The 14,642-nt window shown below is 72.2% G+C and carries 15 protein-coding genes; 8 read left to right on the plus strand and 7 right to left on the minus strand.

What is annotated here, in order from left to right:
* Positions 1 to 14 precede the first annotated feature (14 nt).
* From ACGFMK_RS27760 to ACGFMK_RS27780, 5 genes are read left to right on the plus strand one after another with little or no spacing between them, the layout of a single operon-like run.
* The gene (locus ACGFMK_RS27760; protein WP_392769032.1) at positions 15 to 1,091 is read left to right on the plus strand and encodes an ABC transporter permease; all 1,077 of its coding nucleotides are present in this window, start codon (positions 15 to 17) and stop codon (positions 1,089 to 1,091) included.
* Positions 1,088 to 1,777: an ABC transporter ATP-binding protein gene (locus ACGFMK_RS27765; RefSeq protein ID WP_392769035.1), complete on the plus strand. Its 690-nt coding sequence runs from the start codon at positions 1,088 to 1,090 to the stop codon at positions 1,775 to 1,777. Before ACGFMK_RS27760 ends, ACGFMK_RS27765 begins: the two co-directional genes overlap by 4 nt.
* Before the next feature lie 56 nt (positions 1,778 to 1,833).
* Positions 1,834 to 2,058 carry a helix-turn-helix domain-containing protein gene (locus tag ACGFMK_RS27770; RefSeq protein WP_392769038.1) on the plus strand — a complete coding sequence of 75 codons (225 nt, stop codon included), beginning with the start codon at positions 1,834 to 1,836 and terminating at the stop codon, positions 2,056 to 2,058.
* Positions 2,055 to 2,621: a Clp protease N-terminal domain-containing protein gene (locus ACGFMK_RS27775; RefSeq protein WP_392769041.1), complete on the plus strand. Its 567-nt coding sequence runs from the start codon at positions 2,055 to 2,057 to the stop codon at positions 2,619 to 2,621. Before ACGFMK_RS27770 ends, ACGFMK_RS27775 begins: the two co-directional genes overlap by 4 nt.
* Positions 2,618 to 2,887 (plus strand): hypothetical protein, encoded by a 270-nt coding sequence (locus ACGFMK_RS27780; protein ID WP_392769044.1) that lies wholly within the window; start codon positions 2,618 to 2,620, stop codon positions 2,885 to 2,887. The genes ACGFMK_RS27775 and ACGFMK_RS27780 overlap by 4 nt, the downstream gene beginning before the upstream one ends.
* A 471-nt stretch (positions 2,888 to 3,358) precedes the next feature.
* Here ACGFMK_RS27780 and ACGFMK_RS27785 read toward each other — a convergent pair whose 3' ends face one another.
* From ACGFMK_RS27785 to ACGFMK_RS27795, 3 genes are read right to left on the minus strand one after another with little or no spacing between them, the layout of a single operon-like run.
* A complete protein-coding gene (locus tag ACGFMK_RS27785) occupies positions 3,359 to 4,561 on the minus strand; it encodes a beta-propeller fold lactonase family protein (protein ID WP_392769116.1) in 1,203 nt (400 codons plus the stop codon).
* A 2-nt stretch (positions 4,562 to 4,563) separates the two neighbouring features.
* On the minus strand, positions 4,564 to 5,343 hold the full coding sequence (locus ACGFMK_RS27790; RefSeq protein WP_392769047.1) for a polysaccharide deacetylase family protein: 780 nt from the start codon (positions 5,341 to 5,343) through the stop codon (positions 4,564 to 4,566).
* Positions 5,340 to 6,311 carry a magnesium transporter CorA family protein gene (locus ACGFMK_RS27795; RefSeq protein WP_392769048.1) on the minus strand — a complete coding sequence of 324 codons (972 nt, stop codon included), beginning with the start codon at positions 6,309 to 6,311 and terminating at the stop codon, positions 5,340 to 5,342. The genes ACGFMK_RS27790 and ACGFMK_RS27795 overlap by 4 nt, the downstream gene beginning before the upstream one ends.
* A gap of 618 nt (positions 6,312 to 6,929) precedes the next feature.
* Here ACGFMK_RS27795 and ACGFMK_RS27800 point away from each other — a divergent pair.
* Positions 6,930 to 7,460, plus strand: coding sequence for a hypothetical protein (locus ACGFMK_RS27800; RefSeq protein WP_392769051.1), 531 nt, complete (start codon positions 6,930 to 6,932; stop codon positions 7,458 to 7,460).
* 431 nt (positions 7,461 to 7,891) lie between these two features.
* Here the strand turns inward: ACGFMK_RS27800 and ACGFMK_RS27805 are convergent, their stop codons facing one another.
* The 4 genes from ACGFMK_RS27805 to ACGFMK_RS27820 form a co-directional block, all read right to left on the minus strand.
* The gene (locus ACGFMK_RS27805; protein ID WP_392769053.1) at positions 7,892 to 8,638 is read right to left on the minus strand and encodes a VIT family protein; all 747 of its coding nucleotides are present in this window, start codon (positions 8,636 to 8,638) and stop codon (positions 7,892 to 7,894) included.
* Between the two features lie 79 nt (positions 8,639 to 8,717).
* Positions 8,718 to 9,020 (minus strand): TetR/AcrR family transcriptional regulator, encoded by a 303-nt coding sequence (locus ACGFMK_RS27810; RefSeq protein ID WP_392769056.1) that lies wholly within the window; start codon positions 9,018 to 9,020, stop codon positions 8,718 to 8,720.
* Positions 9,021 to 9,067: 47 nt separating this feature from the next.
* The gene (locus ACGFMK_RS27815; RefSeq protein ID WP_392769059.1) at positions 9,068 to 10,525 is read right to left on the minus strand and encodes a sensor histidine kinase; all 1,458 of its coding nucleotides are present in this window, start codon (positions 10,523 to 10,525) and stop codon (positions 9,068 to 9,070) included.
* Between the two features lie 16 nt (positions 10,526 to 10,541).
* Entirely contained in the window at positions 10,542 to 11,216 is a 675-nt protein-coding gene (locus ACGFMK_RS27820) for a response regulator transcription factor (protein WP_392769062.1), read from the minus strand.
* A 93-nt stretch (positions 11,217 to 11,309) separates the two neighbouring features.
* Between ACGFMK_RS27820 and ACGFMK_RS27825 the strand changes: the two genes are divergently transcribed.
* Both ACGFMK_RS27825 and ACGFMK_RS27830 read left to right on the plus strand, forming a co-directional pair.
* Complete coding sequence (locus tag ACGFMK_RS27825; RefSeq protein ID WP_392769064.1) at positions 11,310 to 12,056, plus strand: ABC transporter ATP-binding protein; 747 nt, start codon at positions 11,310 to 11,312, stop codon at positions 12,054 to 12,056.
* Positions 12,056 to 14,545, plus strand: a complete 2,490-nt coding sequence (locus ACGFMK_RS27830) for an FtsX-like permease family protein (protein WP_392769067.1) — start codon at positions 12,056 to 12,058, stop codon at positions 14,543 to 14,545. Before ACGFMK_RS27825 ends, ACGFMK_RS27830 begins: the two co-directional genes overlap by 1 nt.
* Positions 14,546 to 14,642: the final 97 nt, after the last annotated feature.

Consider the following 14,642-nt stretch of genomic DNA (forward strand, 5'->3'; position numbering starts at 1 on the left):
AAGGACAGTCTCCTGTGTTCGTCGCCTGGAGGGACCTGAAGTTCGCCAAGGGGCGCTTCGCCTTGATGGGGACCGTGGTCGTGCTGATCACCCTGCTGGTCGGCTTGCTGTCCGGCCTCACCGCCGGCCTGGGCCGGCAGAACGTTTCGGCGATCACCGGGCTGCCCGCCGACAAGATCGTGTTCGGCGGTGGCGGGGAGAAGCTCTCGTACGCCGATTCGGCCGTCACCGCCGGGCAACAGCGGCAATGGGCTCGCACCCCGGGCGTCGCCGCGGCCGAACCCCTGGGTATTACGACGGTCAAGGCCACCGCCGGCGGCAAGAGCGCCGGGGTTTCCGCCTTCGGCGTCGAGCCCGGCTCCGGTCTCGCGCCGGACAGCGGAAAGCTCGGCGACCGCTCGGTGGTGCTGTCCGGGCCGGCGGCCGACGACCTCGGCCTGCGCCCCGGCGACCACGTCACCCTCGGCGGTCACGAGCTGGCCGTGGCCGCGGTGCGGGGTGACGCCTCCTTCAGCCACCTGCCGGTGATCTGGACGAGCCTCGGGACCTGGCGGACGCTGGCGCCGCCCGCCGGCGACGCGACCGTCCTCGCGCTGACCACGTCGTCCGATGAGGGCACTGTGGACACCGCAGCCGCCGATCGCGCAGCGGGCACAAGAACGGTGGCGACCGGCGACTCGCTGTCCGCGATCGGCTCCTACACCTCCGAAAACGGTTCGCTGCAGCTGATGCGCGGCTTCCTGTTCGTCATCTCCGCCCTCGTCGTCGGAGCGTTCTTCACCGTGTGGACCATCCAGCGCAGCGGGGACGTCGCGATCCTCAAGGCCCTCGGCGCCGGCACGGCCACGCTCGTGAAGGACGCTCTCGGCCAGGCTGTCGTCCTCCTGGCCGGCGGCACGCTGATCGGTACCGGCCTCGCGGTGGGCCTGGGCGCCGTCCTCGCCGGTTCCGCCGTTCCGTTCCGGCTCGACCCGGCCACGGTGCTGGTCCCCGCGGCCGTGCTGATCGCGCTGGGCGCGCTCGGCGCCGTCCTCGCCGTCCGCCGCATCACCTCCGTCGACCCGCTGACCGCCCTGGGGAGTGCCCGATGAGCCTCGACCTGTCCGACGTCACCCTGACCTACCCCGACGGCGACGCCCGGCTGACCGCGCTCGACCGGGTCAGCCTGCACGTGCCCGCCGGCACCGTGACCGCCGTGCTCGGGCCGTCCGGCTCCGGCAAGTCCAGCCTCCTCGCGGTCGCGGCCACGCTGATCATCCCGGACACCGGCACGGTCGTCGTCGACGGCGTCGCCACCGCCGGGCTGTCCCGCAGCGAGCTGGCCGAGCTGCGCCGCCGCAAGGTCGGCATCGTCTTCCAGCAGCCGAACCTGCTGCCTTCGCTCACTGCCGCCGAGCAGCTAGAGGTACTGGCGAGGCTCGACGGCCGGTCACCGGCGAAGGCCCGCGCACGGGCCGCGGACCTGCTGGCCGCCGTCGGGCTGGGCGACCTGGCGGGGCGGCGTCCCCACCAGCTCTCCGGTGGCCAGCGCCAGCGCGTCAACGTCGCTCGCGCGTTGATGAACACCCCGGGTGTCCTGCTGGTCGACGAGCCCACCAGCGCGCTGGACCACGACCGGGGCGCCGCGATCATCGACCTGATCACCCGGCTCACCCACCGGCAGGCGACCGCCACCGTGCTGGTCACCCACGACCGCAGCCACCTCACCGCGGTCGACCGGATCACCGAAGTCCGCGACGGACGCCTGAGCTTCCCCACGGCCGAGCCTGCCGCCTGACCGCTGCGCGTCAGCTTATGTTGACGCCGGGCAGCGTGTCAGCTTATGCTGACGCCATGGATACGAGAATGCAGATCGCGGAGAGCGCGGCGAGCACCGACCCCGATGTCGGCCTGCGCGCCGTGGCGGCGTTGCGGGCGCTGACGGAGGAATTGGAGACTTTGCAGGTGGACCGGGCCCGTCACGCGGGGTGGTCCTGGCAGGAGATCGCGGGCCGGCTGGGGGTCACGAAGCAGACGGTCCACCGCAAGCACGGCCGCCGGACTCGGGGGCAGGCATGAGGAATCCGCATTTCGACGACGGTGCCCGCGCGCTGGTGCGCACCGCGCAGGACCGCGCCCGCGCGCTGGGGCACCCCGGGATCGGCTGTGAGCACCTGCTGTACGCGATCGCGCATTCGCCGACGCCGGTGGGTGAGGTGGTGCGGGAACACGGTGTGACGGCCGATCGCGTCGGGGCGCAGACGGAGCGGCTGCTGTACGGGCCGCGCAAGGTCTTCGACGGTCTCGACGCCGAAGCGCTCGCCGCGATCGGCATCGACCTGCAGGCCGTGCGGGACGCCGTCGAGGCCAACTTCGAGCCCGCGCCGGCGCTCCGGCCGCGGACCCGGCGCCGCCGGCCGGTTCGCCTGCCGGGGCACTTGCCGGTCACCGGCCGGGCCCGGTTGTGCCTGGACACCGCGGTCGAGGACGCGGAGCGTGGTGGGGCGAGGCAGGTCGCCGAGCACCACGTGGGCGCCGCGGTGCTCGCGGCCGACGGCGGGCTGGTGCCGCCGATCCTCGCCGCGCTCGGGGTTTCGCCGGGGGAGTTGCGCACGGCGATCCTTGCCCGTGGTGGCCGGTGAACACCGGACGCCTGCGGTGGGCGGGGCTGGCCGCGGCCGTGGTGTTGTGGGCCGGGAGCTGGCGGATCATCTACCTGGAGGTGACGCGGTGGCACCACATGGACTCTCACCTGCGGTTCACTCCGCCGCCGGTGCCGCCCGGGAGCCCGGCACCGTCGGCGGGGCTCCCGGTGATCACGGCGCTGGTGGTCGCCGGCGCGGCCCCGGTGGTGACCGTGGTCGCCGCGGCGTTGCTGGTCAGACGTTCGCGCCTGCGTCGGCGATGAACGCTGCCGACGGGGCGACTCCGTAACGGGGCACTTCGTGCCTGCGACTTGCGGACTAGGGAATCCCTGCCGGGTGATGGGTCTCGCGCGATCTACCCGTACGGCCTGCTGTGCGGGTTCCTGATGTCGGTGTCGGCGTTTCCGATGCGGCACTGGGACGCGCCGGCCCCGATGATCGTCGTCGTGCTGTTCTTCCCTTACTACATCGGGGCCGGATTCCTGGCGGCACGGCGTGGGTACGTGGCAAGGGGCGCTGGTTTGGCTGGGAATAGGGGTGTCCTTGGCGCCCGCCGTGCTGTTCCTCGGTGCGCTGGGAGGCCTGGCGGGTGGCCTGCTTGCCAAGGTGATCACGTCGATTCATCCATGAACCAACCACCAGCACGGCTTCGTGGTCCTGCTCCGGCTACGCCGGCTGATGGTCCGGTGACCGACCATCGTTCGACCCGGACGCGACCTGACCGGCCGGGCCGGTCACCGGGTGATGCCGGTGTGGCCCAGGGAGTAGCGGCCGGGCTGCGGCCAGACGCACAGCCCGTGCGGCTGGTCGCCGACCGGGATCTTCCGGGTCACTGATCCGTCCTTTGTGGACAGCACGTAGACGGTTCGGTCGTAGCGTCCGGAAAGCCACAGCTGGGCCCCGTCCGCGGTGACGTTGCCCATGTCCGGGCTGCCGCCGCCGGGCAGGCGCCACACCGTGACCGGAGCGCCGGTGTAGGCGTCGAGCACGCTGACGCTGCCGTCGTGCCGATTGGTGACGTAGAGCTGTTTCGCGTCCCGGGACAGGTACAGCCCGTGGGCCCCGTGGCCGGTGGGGATGAAGCGGAGCACGTGCGTCGCGGCGCCGTCGAGCACCCAGAGGCCGTTCTCGTCGGAGTCGGCGATGTAGAACACCGAGCCGTCCGGCGCGAGCTTGATGTCCTGCGGGCCCATGCGGGTGTTGCGGTGGGGCATGTCGATCATCCGCAGCAGCCGGTGGGAGGCGATGTCGACGACGGCGACCCGGCCGGCGAACTCGCACGTGAAGACCGCGGTACGGCCGTCAGGGGAGAAGTCGGCGTGGTCGATGCCCCCGCAGCCGGGCGCGGCGGTCTCGTCGTGGACCTGCCACGTGTGTGGGTCGTACCAGACCAGCTTGCGCAGCCGCTCCGCGACCGAGATCGCGTACTTGCCGTCCGGCGTGAAGTACATGTTGTACGGGTCCACCACGGGAATCGCCTTGCCCGGCTGCCCGGTGCGCGGGTCGAACGGCAGGACGTGGTCGCCGCGGTCGTCGGTGGCGTAGAGGGTGCGCAGGTCCCACGACGGCACGACGTGCTGCAGTTCCTTGCCCGCCGGGTACTTGGCGATCACCTGGTAGGTGGCGGGGTCGATCACCCACACGTCACCGGACCCGCTGTGCGGCACGTAGACCAGCGGCTTGTCCGCGGCGACCGCGGCCGAGAGCATGCCGGGGCCGGCGGCGGCGTCCACGTCGTGCGGATCGGTCACGGCGGGCATGCCGGGCAGCGGGTCGAGCGCCGGCCGCGGTGGGGTGGACAGCTGCGGCAGCCCGGCGGTCGGAGTGCCCGGCTCGCTCATGCCCGGCATCGTGTCGCCGGGACCCGGCGGGTTCCCCGACGAGCAGCCGGCGGCGAGAAGGGCGGCGAGAGCTGCGGCGGCAAAGCGGATTCGCATGGTCACGCCAGCAGCTCCGACGCGGTGACGGGGGTGAGACCGCGGCTCGCGAGGTCGGCCAGGACGCCGGGGAGCGCGGCGACCGTCCCCGGGTGCCCGAGGTGCATGCTCACCACGCTTCCGGCGCGGGCCTTGGCCACCGCGGAGCGGATGGCCGCCTGGCCGGGATCCTTCCAGTCCAGGGAATCCACGTCGTAGGACAGCACCTTCGCGTAACCGGCCTTTCCGGCTTCGGCGAGTTCCCGTTCGGTGGCGTGCTGTCCCTGGGACTGCCGGAAGAAGCCGCCCGGCGATCCGGTCAGCTCGACGAGCTTGTCCCGGCACCGCTGGATTTCCGCGTACATCGGGTCCGCCGCGTATCCGGAGAGTGCCGGGTGGCTCCAGGTGTGGTTGCCCAGCTCGTGCCCGCCGTCCCGCACCATGCGTGCGGCGTCCGGGTGCGCGGCGAGCCAGGTCCCCACCGCCAGCACGGTGATCCGCGCGTCGTGCTGGTGCACCAGGTCCAGCACCTGGCGGGTGACCTGCAGATCACCCGCGCCGTGGAAGGTCAGCGCCACTTGCGGGCGTCCGCTGGTGGAACGGCTCACCTCGGTGGCCGGCCCCAGCGGGTGCGACGAGGAAGGTGGTGCGCTCGGGGACGGCGTCGCACGGGACGGCGAGGTGGTCGCCGGGGCGGCGCCGGTCGCGGGCGCCGGGTTCGGCCCGGGTGCCGAGCACGCCGTCAGCGCCGCGGCGCCCAGCGTCAAGCCGAGCAGGCGGCGTCTGGTCAGGGGATCGTTCACAGCCAGTCCCGTTTCTTGAAGGAGGCGTACAGCCCGGCGGAGAGAACGACGATCACCAGCGTGGACGTCCAGAACCCCGCGACGGACTGGAAGCCGGGGTAGGGGACGTTCTGGCCGTAGAACCCGGTGACCGCCGTGGGGATGGCGATGATCGCCGCCCAGCTGGTCACCTTCTTCATGATCGTGTTGAGCCGGTTGCCCTGGATGTTGAGCTGGGTTTCGCGGATCGTGGTGACCAGGTCGCGCAACGACTCCGTCCACTCGGAGGCGCGCAGCACGTGGTCGTAGACGTCCTGGAAGTAGGGCTGCATCTCGCCGTCGGCGATGCGCAGGTCGCGGCGCATGATCGCGTTGACGACCTCACGCATCGGCAGCACGACCCGCCGCACCTGCACCAGGCTCTTGCGGAGCGCGAACGACCGCCGTTGCATGTCGGCGTACTGCGGGCGTTCGTCGAACACGAGGTCCTCGAGCTGCTCGATCTGCCCGTCGAGGGACTGCACGACCTCGAAGTGGCCGTCGACGAGGTAGTCGAGCAGGCCGTGCACGAGGAAGCCGACGCCGTTCTTGGCCAGGTTGCCGGCCGCATCCCAGCGCGCGGTCACCTCTTCGATCGCGAAGTTCTCGTCCTTGCGCACGGTGACCAGGGCCTGGCCGGTGATGAACGCGGCCAGTTCGGAGACGACCAGCGTCCCGGTCTTTTCGTCCAGCGCGGCGGAGTACGCGGTCAGGAAGGCGTGGGAGTCGTACCGGTCGAGCTTGGCGCGCTGGTGTTCGTGCACCGCGTCTTCGACGGCGAGCGGGTGCAGGCCGAGTTCCTCGCTGATCGCGGCGAGGTCGTCCTCCGTCGGCGCGCAGAAGTCCAGCCAGACCGTGGCCGCGGGGTCGGCGAGGTGGTCCGAGACGTCGGCGACGGGGAACCCCTCGGATTCGAGCAGTCCGTTGCGGTACAACCGGGTGCGTGACATGAGAGGGCGCCGATCAGCTGTCGGCCGCCGCCCGCCGGCGGAACCGCGCCGTCGTCCTGGGAGAGCCGGGGCGGCCGGTCCTGGCGTACAGCACTTCATCAGCTCCTGACACAACGCGGATCCGCTCGTCCGTGCCGGACCAGCACTGCCGCACCCTTCAGGAAAGCCGCTGTGAGGACGCTGAGAGCGTGTCGGTCGACGCGAGGAACACCGCTGCCGCAGTGGCTGCCCAGGACGGGCGGAGGGTGAACCCGCCGCCGAGGACCGTCGATTCGTGGACCGGTGCCCCCTGCTGTCCGCGCTCGTCCGTTTCGCCGGGAATAAGAGAACATCACGGCCTTGGTTAACGGACGGCAATTAACTGACAACTACCTACTGAGGTAGGTGGTGGCCGAGGGTGGGGCCCAGGGACTCTTTCGGCGTCCTCGTTTCCGGTTCGCCGGGATGTTCCCCGATACCCACGCCCGCCCAGAATCGGCTGCACCGCCGGGATCCCTGTCGAGAGTGAGGGGCCGGACGCGCACCCGACGTCGCATGTGGCACGGATCCGGCCAGGCGCCGGGCCGTCGGCACATCGGGCCGGCCTGATCCCGTCCCCACGGTTCTCGAAGGGTTCCCATGCCTGTAACCATTCCGCGGTTCGCCGCGCCCATTGCCACCCTCTCGCTCGCCCTGGCCTGCGCGGTCACCCCCGCGGCGCACGCGAGCACGGTCACCTCGACGTGTTCGCAGGCCGACCTGCCGCTGCCCGACCCGGCCTGCACGCCCGGCGCGCTGAACCCGGACGTCACCCAGGCCACGATCGGCTCGACGATCTGCGTGTCCGGCTGGACCGCGACGATCAGGCCGTCGACCAGCTACACGAACGCCTTGAAACGGCAGGGCATCGTCGACTACGGCTACCGCGACACGAGCATGTCGGACTACGAGGAGGACCACTTCCTCCCGCTGGAACTCGGTGGTGCGCCGAAGGATCCGAAGAACCTCTGGCCGGAGCCGCATTCCGGCGACGAGAACGCCTACGGCAAGGATTCGGTCGAGAACGCGGTGAAGAAGGCGGTCTGCGCGGGCCAGGCCAGTCTTTCCGACGCGCAGGACGCGATGCTGACCGACTGGACGACCGCCGAGTCGGTGCTCGGCATCGGCTGAACCGCAGTCCACTGCGAAGAAACTCCCTTTCCTGGAAACAGATCTGGAGGGAATGATCATGTCCCTGGTTTCCCGTTTCCCCCGTTTCGGTGCGGTGGTCCGCGCGACCGCCGCGGGGCTCGCGATGGCCAGTGGAACAGCGACGGCAACGGAGTCCAGTCCTACCTCACGAACTGGGCGGCACCAGCCCCGACAACTTCCCCTACGTCCTGGACGCCGGCACGGGCTGCGGCGCGAACTCCGTGCCGGGTGCCCTCGACGGGTTCAGCATCGTGGGTGGGCACGAGCACACCGAAGCGGAGACGGACCCGCAGGCAGGCAACGGCCGGCTCGATTCCAGTGGTGAGGAGAACGGCGACCTGTGCGCCTGGCAGGGCCTGAGCGCACTGTCCACCTCGGCCGGCAGCCAGGGTGACCGTCGGCCGAACCGGTCAGGTGAGGGTCGTTCCGACGAGCTGCCCGATGCCGTAGGTGACGGACATGGCGACAGCGCCGCCGATGACCAGGCGGGCTGTCGCCGGTCCGCGCCGGGCACCGCCCAAGGCCGCGCTGATCACCCCGGTGGCGGCGAGGGTCAGCAGCACCACGGCGAACGTCACCGGCACCCGGGCAGCGGGCGGCGGTAGCAGAATGGCCAGCAGCGGCAACAGTGAACCCGAGACGAACGCGATCGCGGAAGCGGCCGCCGCGTGCCAGGGATTCGTCAATGCGTCGGGATCGATGCCCAGTTCGGCGTCGACGTGGGCGGCGAACGCGTCGTTGGCGGTGAGCTCGTTCGCCACGGTTCTCGCCGTCTGCTCGCTGAGGCCCTTCTCCCGGTACAGCCCCACGAGTTCTTCGTACTCCTCGTCGGGAAACTGCTCCAGTTCGGCGCGTTCCCTCTTCAGCAACATGCGTTCGGAGTCGCGCTGACTGCTCACCGACACGTACTCGCCCAGCGCCATCGACACGGCGCCCGCCACCAGCCCCGCGACGCCGGCGGTGAGAATCGGGCCGGTGGCCGTCGTGGCTCCGGCGACCCCGACCACCAGGCCCGCGGTGGACAAGATGCCGTCGTCGGCACCGAGGACTCCGGCCCGCAGCCAATTGAGCCGCCGGGACATCCCGTTTGCGTGAGGCTCGGGGTGCGGGGGCGCCGGCACGATCGGTTCCGTGGACAGGGAAGGTTCTGCGGCCATGTCACGAGAATAAGGCCGTCGCGATCTGGTCGCCAGCAAGGAAAGCCTAGGCTGAACGGACAGAATCCGACTACGCCGGTCATTTCCCCTTTGGTACGGAATGGTCAGAAGTGAGGATAGCTTTCCCTTCGGGTAAGAAGACGTTGAGAATGCCGGGCGCGACCGGCGGTGCCGCGCGCGAGGTGAGATGGCTCAGGTACGGCTCCTGGTCGTCGAACACGCGCGCGGCTTCGTGTTCGGCGACCGCGAGCAGGAGCTGCTCCCGGTCCTCGGGGAAGTGGTGGAACATCCGGCTCTTGCCGGTACCGCTGCGCCGGCCCACGCGGTCGAGTGTGGTGATGGTCGTGCCGCGTTCCCGGATCTCGGCCGCACTGCTGGCCATGGCCGCCGAGCACGACCACCCCAGCCTTCCGGTCCGCCGGGCAGTGTCTACTGTGGACGCGGAAGGCGAGCGACCACCCGGGCACCCGCCTGGCTGTCCACGATGCGGAGCGACCCGCCGTGGCGAATGGCGATGTCGCGGGCAAGGGTGAGGCCGAGGCCTGAGCCGCCGGCGTCGCGGGCGCGGGCGTCGTCCAGCCGGGCGAAGCGCTCGAAGACGCGTTCGCGATCCTCCGGCGGGATGCCGGGGCCGTCGTCGAGCACCTCCAGGACGACCTCGTCGGCGCTCCGCTCGAGGGTCACGGTGACGGTGGTCCGCGCGTGCCGCACCGCGTTGTCCAAGAGGTTGCGCAGCATGCGTTCCAGCTGCACGGCTGCACCGGGCACCGGCGCCGGACCGTCCACAACGGACCGCACCACCGGGCCGCCGGTGCCGAGCGCGCGTTCGGCGACCTGCTCCGCCACGACGTCCGCGACGTCGACGACTCCGGACGGTGGTGCGGCCTCGGCCGGGTCGGCGGCGAGCTGCAGCAGGTCCGCCGTGATGCGCTGCAGGCGCCGCACGTCGTCCAGCGACCGGTGCGCGACCGCCGGCCAGTCCGCCCGGTCCGGGTGGGTGAGCGCGACCTCGAGGGCCGCGCGCAGGTTGGCCAGGGGGCTGCGCAGCTCGTGGCTCGCGTCGGCGACGAAGCGTTCCTGCTGGTCGTGTGCCTGCTGCAGCCGTTCCAGGGTCTCGTTGGTGGTCCGCGCCAGCTGTTCGATCTCGTCGCGGGAGCGGGGGACCGGGACGCGCCGGTCGAGCCTGCTGCCGCTGACCCCGGCCAGTTCCTGCCGGATCGCCTCGACCGGCCGCAGGGCGCGCCCCGCCGTGTACCACGCGACCAAAGCCGTGAGCACCACCGCGAGCGGGACGAAAAACAGCAGGGTTTCGTCGAACAACGTCAGCGTGCGAAGGGTGTCCCAGGGCAGCACGAACAAGTACAGCGTCAGCCGTTGCGGAGCCGCGCCGGACCCGGTGCCCAGCCCGTGGTCCAGGGTGAAGCCTTCCCGGCCGAGCGGCTCGACCAGCGCGGCCGGGACGTGCTCGACGACCCGGCCCAGCACGGTGTAGCTGCGGTACTCCCGCCAGCCGGGGTGGGCGCCCGGCCGCAGCGTGACGCTGGTGATCGTGAGCCAGTTCGGTGCCGCATCCGTCGGTGCGGGCCGTGGCGGGGTCCACGCAGGGTCCCACCGGCGCAGGTCCGGGCTGCTGATCACGGCTTGCCCGGAGTCGGCGACCACGCTGAACAGCGCGTCGCCGGAGCGGATGCCGGCGGCGAGAGCGGCCCGGCCACCCCCGGCGGCGGCCACCGAGTAGGCGTCGGCCATCTGCCGGAGCTCGGCATCGGTCCGGTTGACGGCGGTGTTGCTCAGCTGGTCGCTGACGAACTGCCGCGTGCCCAGCCAGCCCAGCGTGAAGACGGCGACGCAGAGCAGCGTCGCCGAGAGCGCCGCGCTGCGTCGCACCGAAACCGGCCACCACCTACTCATCGGCGACCAGCCGGTAGCCGACACCGCGCACGGTGGTGATGGTGCGCCGCCCGAACGGCGCGTCCAGCTTCCGCCGCAGCGCGCTCACGTAGACCTCGACGATGTTCGGGTCGCCCCGGTAGGCGAGGTCCCAGACCTGCTCCAGGATCTCGTGCTTGGCCACGACCTGGCCGTCGTGCCGCAGCAGGCATTCGAGCACCGCGAACTCCTTGGTGGTCAGCGACACCGGCTGCCCGGCCCGGCGGCACGTCCGCTTCGCGGGGTCGAGCACCAGATCGCCGAAGGTGAGCGAGGCGGGCGCCCCGGTGCGGCCCCGTCGGGTGAGGGCGCGCAGCCGCGCGGTGAGCACCACGTAGGAGAAGGGCTTGCTCAGGAAGTCGTCGGCGCCGGTGTCGAGTGCCTCGGCTTCGTCGTACTCGCCGTTCTTCGCCGTGAGCATGAGGATCGGCGTGCTCACCCCGCGATCGCGCAGCGCCGCGCAGACGCGGTAGCCGTTCAGCTTCGGCAGCATGATGTCGAGCACGATCACCTGATAGGGGTACTGCTGCGCCAGCTCCAGGCCTTCCTCGCCGTCGCGCGCGAGATCCACGGCGTAGCCGTCGGCCTCCAGTCCCCACTGGAGCGTCTCGGCCAGCCGTGCTTCGTCCTCCACCACGAGCACCCGCATGCCGTCGATCTTCGCAGATCCGCGCGAGGCTTCCTGAAACGTTCTTCAGGTCGGTTCAGGAAGCGTTCAGGCGACCTGGGTCAAGATCGCCGTATGCAGTCGAATACAGAGGACGGCCCCGTCGCGGCGGGCGTGACGGACGTCGTGAAGACCCACGGCCGGGGCGGCATCGCCGTGCGGGCGCTGGACGGCGTCACGCTCGGCTTCCCGGCCCGGCGCTTCGCCGCGATCATGGGCCCCTCCGGCTCGGGCAAGTCGACGTTGCTGCACTGCCTGGCCGGTCTGGACACTGTGGACACCGGGAGCGTCCGGATCGGACAGTCGGAGCTCACCGGGCTCTCCGACGCGGCGCTGACCCGGCTGCGGCGCGACCGCGTCGGGTTCGTGTTCCAGTCGTTCAACCTGCTGCCGACCATGACCGCGGAGGAGAACATCCTGCTGGGCCTGCGGCTGGCCGGGCGCCGGCCGGACCGGGCGTGGTTCACCACGGTCGTCGACGCGCTGGGCCTGGGCCCGCGGCTGCGGCACAAGCCGGGTGAGCTCTCGGGCGGGCAGCAGCAGCGGGTCGCGTGCGCCCGTGCCCTGGTCGGCCGCCCGGACGTCGTGTTCGCCGACGAGCCGACCGGCAGCCTGGACTCGCGTTCGGGTGCCGAGGTGCTGGGCTTCCTGCGCACGTCGGTCCAGGAGCTCGGCCAGACGGTCGTGATGGTGACCCACGACCCGGTCGCCGCGTCCTACGCCGACCACGGCGTGCTGCTCGCCGACGGCCGGGTCGCCGCGCACCTCGCCCGTCCGACCGCCGAGACCGTGCTCTCGGCGCTCGCCGGTCTGGGGGCGTGATGCTGCGGACCGTCCTGGCCGGGCTCCGGGCCCGGCCCCTGCGGCTGCTGCTCTCGGCGCTCGCCATCGCGCTCGGCGTGGCGTTCGTCGCCGGCGCGTTCGTCCTGTCCGACGCCGTCGGCGCCCGGCTGCGCGCCGGGGTCGCGTTCGAGACGCGCGGGGTGGACGCGTCGATCGGCGCCACCCGCCGGGGCGCTGTGCTCGACGAGACGACGTTGGCGAAGGTCCGCGCCGTGCCCGGCGTCGCCGCGGCGGAGGGCCGCGTCACCGCGAGCGCGCCGGTGCGCGACACCACCGGCCGTCCCCGGGATTCGGCCGTCACCGCGCTTGCCACGGATCCGGGGCTGCGACCGTTCGACCTCGCCGACGGACGGTTCCCGCGCACCACCGGCGAAATCGCGATGGACCGGACCGCCGCCGCGGGCCGGACGCTCGGCCGGCCCGTGACCGTCTTCGGCGAGGACGACCGCCCGCGCACGTTCACCCTCGTCGGCACCTTCAGCCGACCGGTGGGCTCCGGTCTTGGCGGGGCTCCGCTGGTGCTGCTGCCCGCGGCGCTGCGCGAGCTGTCGCCCGGGACGTCGATCGGCGAGATCGTCGTCCGGGCGGCGCCCGGCGCGCCACAGCTGGTGGCCGACCTGACGCAGGCCGTCGGTGGCCAGGGTGTCGAGGTGCTGACCGGGCGGGAGGCCGCGGCGCGGTTGCTGCGCGAGACCGCGCCGGATTCGACGGGGCTGACGAAGTTCTTCACGGCGTTCGCGGTGCTCGCGATGATCGTGGCCGCGATGGTGATCACCAACTCCTTCACCATCCTCGTCGCGCAGCGGGCGCGGGAGCTGGCGTTGCTGCGCTGCATCGGTGCGGGGAAGCGGCAGGTCTTCGCGGGGGTGCTGGCGGAAGCGGTGGTGGTGGGCGCGGTCGCGTCGGTGGCCGGGTTGTTCGGCGGACTCGGCATCGCGGCCGTCCTGCAGGGGATCACCGGGGAGGAGGTCTCCCTTCCGCTGGCCGGCCGGACGGTCGTGGCGGCGCTCGCGGTCGGGGTCCTGGTGACGACCGTCGCCGCGGCCCTCCCGGCCTGGGCCGCGACCCGCGTCGTCCCGGTCGAAGCCCTGCGGACCCCGCTCGAAGGCCGTTCCGCTCGTCCGAGGTGGCCGCGAGCGGTGCTGGCGGCCATGCTGCTGGCGGCCGGCATCGCGGCGGCCGTGGCCGCGCTGAACGTCGAGGCGGAGTCCGGCGCCGCGCTCGCGGTGACGGCGATGGCCGCGTGCCTCGCCGCGCTGCTGGCGGCCGGGCCGCTGCTGGCCGGACCGGTCGTCCGGCTGCTGGGCGTGGTGGGGACCCCGCTGCTCGGCCACCCGGCACGGCTGGCCGCGCTGAACGCGGACCGCAACCCGAAGCGGACCGCCGCCAGCGCCGCCGCGCTCACCATCGGGCTCGCCGTCGTGGCTCTCGTGACCACGATGGCCGCGGGCGTCGAAGCAGGTCGTGGCCAGGGCCTGGCCGAACAGGTGCGGGCGGACTTCGTCGTGACGTCGGTGGCCGCGACCCGGCCGTTGCCCACGACCCTCGCCGGCACCCTCGCGGGGGTGCCGGGTGTCGCGGTCGCCGTGCCCCGGCACTCGTTCTCCGGCGGCTTGGGGCCCTACGGTGCCTACGCGATGGCGGCCGTCCGTGGCGACGTGCTCGGCAGCCTGCTGCGGCCGGTGGTGGTGTCCGGGCGGCTCGACCGCCTCGGGCCGGGGGAGCTGGCGGTGAGCAAGGAACTCGCCGCGCAGACCGGCCTCGCGGTCGGCGACCGCCTCCAGGCCGGGCCGAGGGACCGGCCAGTTCCGTTGCGTGTCGTCGCGGTCTACGACGCCGTCGACGCCCCGGGTGCCGACCTGGGACTCGCCCTGGTCGACCTCGGCCAGCAGGCCGCGATCGCGCTCGGCGACCGCGGCTACGACGACAGCGTCCTGGTGCGTCTCGACCCCGGCGTGAGCGGGGACCGGGTCCGCCCGGCCCTGGAGCAGGCCCTCGCCGGGGCACCGCTGGCCCGGCTGGACAGCGTCGCCGAGGTCGGGGACCAGTTGTCGGCGCCGCTGCGGGGCACGTTGGACCTGCTGTGGGCGCTGACCGCGCTGGCGGTGCTGATCGCGTTCGCCGGCATCGCGAACACGCTGTCGCTGTCGGTCCTGGAACGGACGCGGGAGTCGGCGCTGGTGCGCGCGCTCGGCCTGACCCGCGCCGGGCTCGGCGCCACGATCGCCGCGGAGTCGGTGTTCGTCGCCCTGCTCGGCGCGGTGTGCGGTCTGGCTCTCGGTGTCGGCTCGGCGTGGCTGATGACGCGGGTGGCGTCGACGCCGGGCGAGCCGGTGCTGTTCGCGCTGCCGTGGGGGCGCCTCGGGGTGTTGCTGGCGGCGGCGGTGCTGGCGGCCCCCCTGGCCGCGCTGCTCCCGGCTCGCCGGGCGGCGAGGGGCTCGCTGACGGCGGGAATGACTGAACAATGAGGGGGTCAGCTCGGGCGACCCGACCTGCCCCGAACGGCTCGGGCGGTCATCACGTCGACGCGCCGCTGCGTCTGGACATCATGAAGCGCAGAAAGTC

This window comes from Amycolatopsis sp. NPDC049252, from assembly GCF_043197175.1.
Lineage (GTDB): Bacteria > Actinomycetota > Actinomycetes > Mycobacteriales > Pseudonocardiaceae > Amycolatopsis.

Coding starts and splice junctions, on each gene's coding strand:
- ACGFMK_RS27765 (WP_392769035.1), top strand. CDS start 1,088: ATGAGCCTCGACCTGTCCGACGTCACCCTGACCTACCCCGACGGCGAC.
- ACGFMK_RS27825 (WP_392769064.1), top strand. CDS start 11,310: ATGCAGTCGAATACAGAGGACGGCCCCGTCGCGGCGGGCGTGACGGAC.
- ACGFMK_RS27775 (WP_392769041.1), top strand. CDS start 2,055: ATGAGGAATCCGCATTTCGACGACGGTGCCCGCGCGCTGGTGCGCACC.
- ACGFMK_RS27770 (WP_392769038.1), top strand. CDS start 1,834: ATGGATACGAGAATGCAGATCGCGGAGAGCGCGGCGAGCACCGACCCC.
- ACGFMK_RS27785 (WP_392769116.1), bottom strand. CDS start 4,561: ATGCGAATCCGCTTTGCCGCCGCAGCTCTCGCCGCCCTTCTCGCCGCC.
- ACGFMK_RS27810 (WP_392769056.1), bottom strand. CDS start 9,020: ATGGCCAGCAGTGCGGCCGAGATCCGGGAACGCGGCACGACCATCACC.
- ACGFMK_RS27830 (WP_392769067.1), top strand. CDS start 12,056: ATGCTGCGGACCGTCCTGGCCGGGCTCCGGGCCCGGCCCCTGCGGCTG.
- ACGFMK_RS27800 (WP_392769051.1), top strand. CDS start 6,930: ATGCCTGTAACCATTCCGCGGTTCGCCGCGCCCATTGCCACCCTCTCG.
- ACGFMK_RS27805 (WP_392769053.1), bottom strand. CDS start 8,638: ATGGCCGCAGAACCTTCCCTGTCCACGGAACCGATCGTGCCGGCGCCC.
- ACGFMK_RS27795 (WP_392769048.1), bottom strand. CDS start 6,311: ATGTCACGCACCCGGTTGTACCGCAACGGACTGCTCGAATCCGAGGGG.
- ACGFMK_RS27820 (WP_392769062.1), bottom strand. CDS start 11,216: ATGCGGGTGCTCGTGGTGGAGGACGAAGCACGGCTGGCCGAGACGCTC.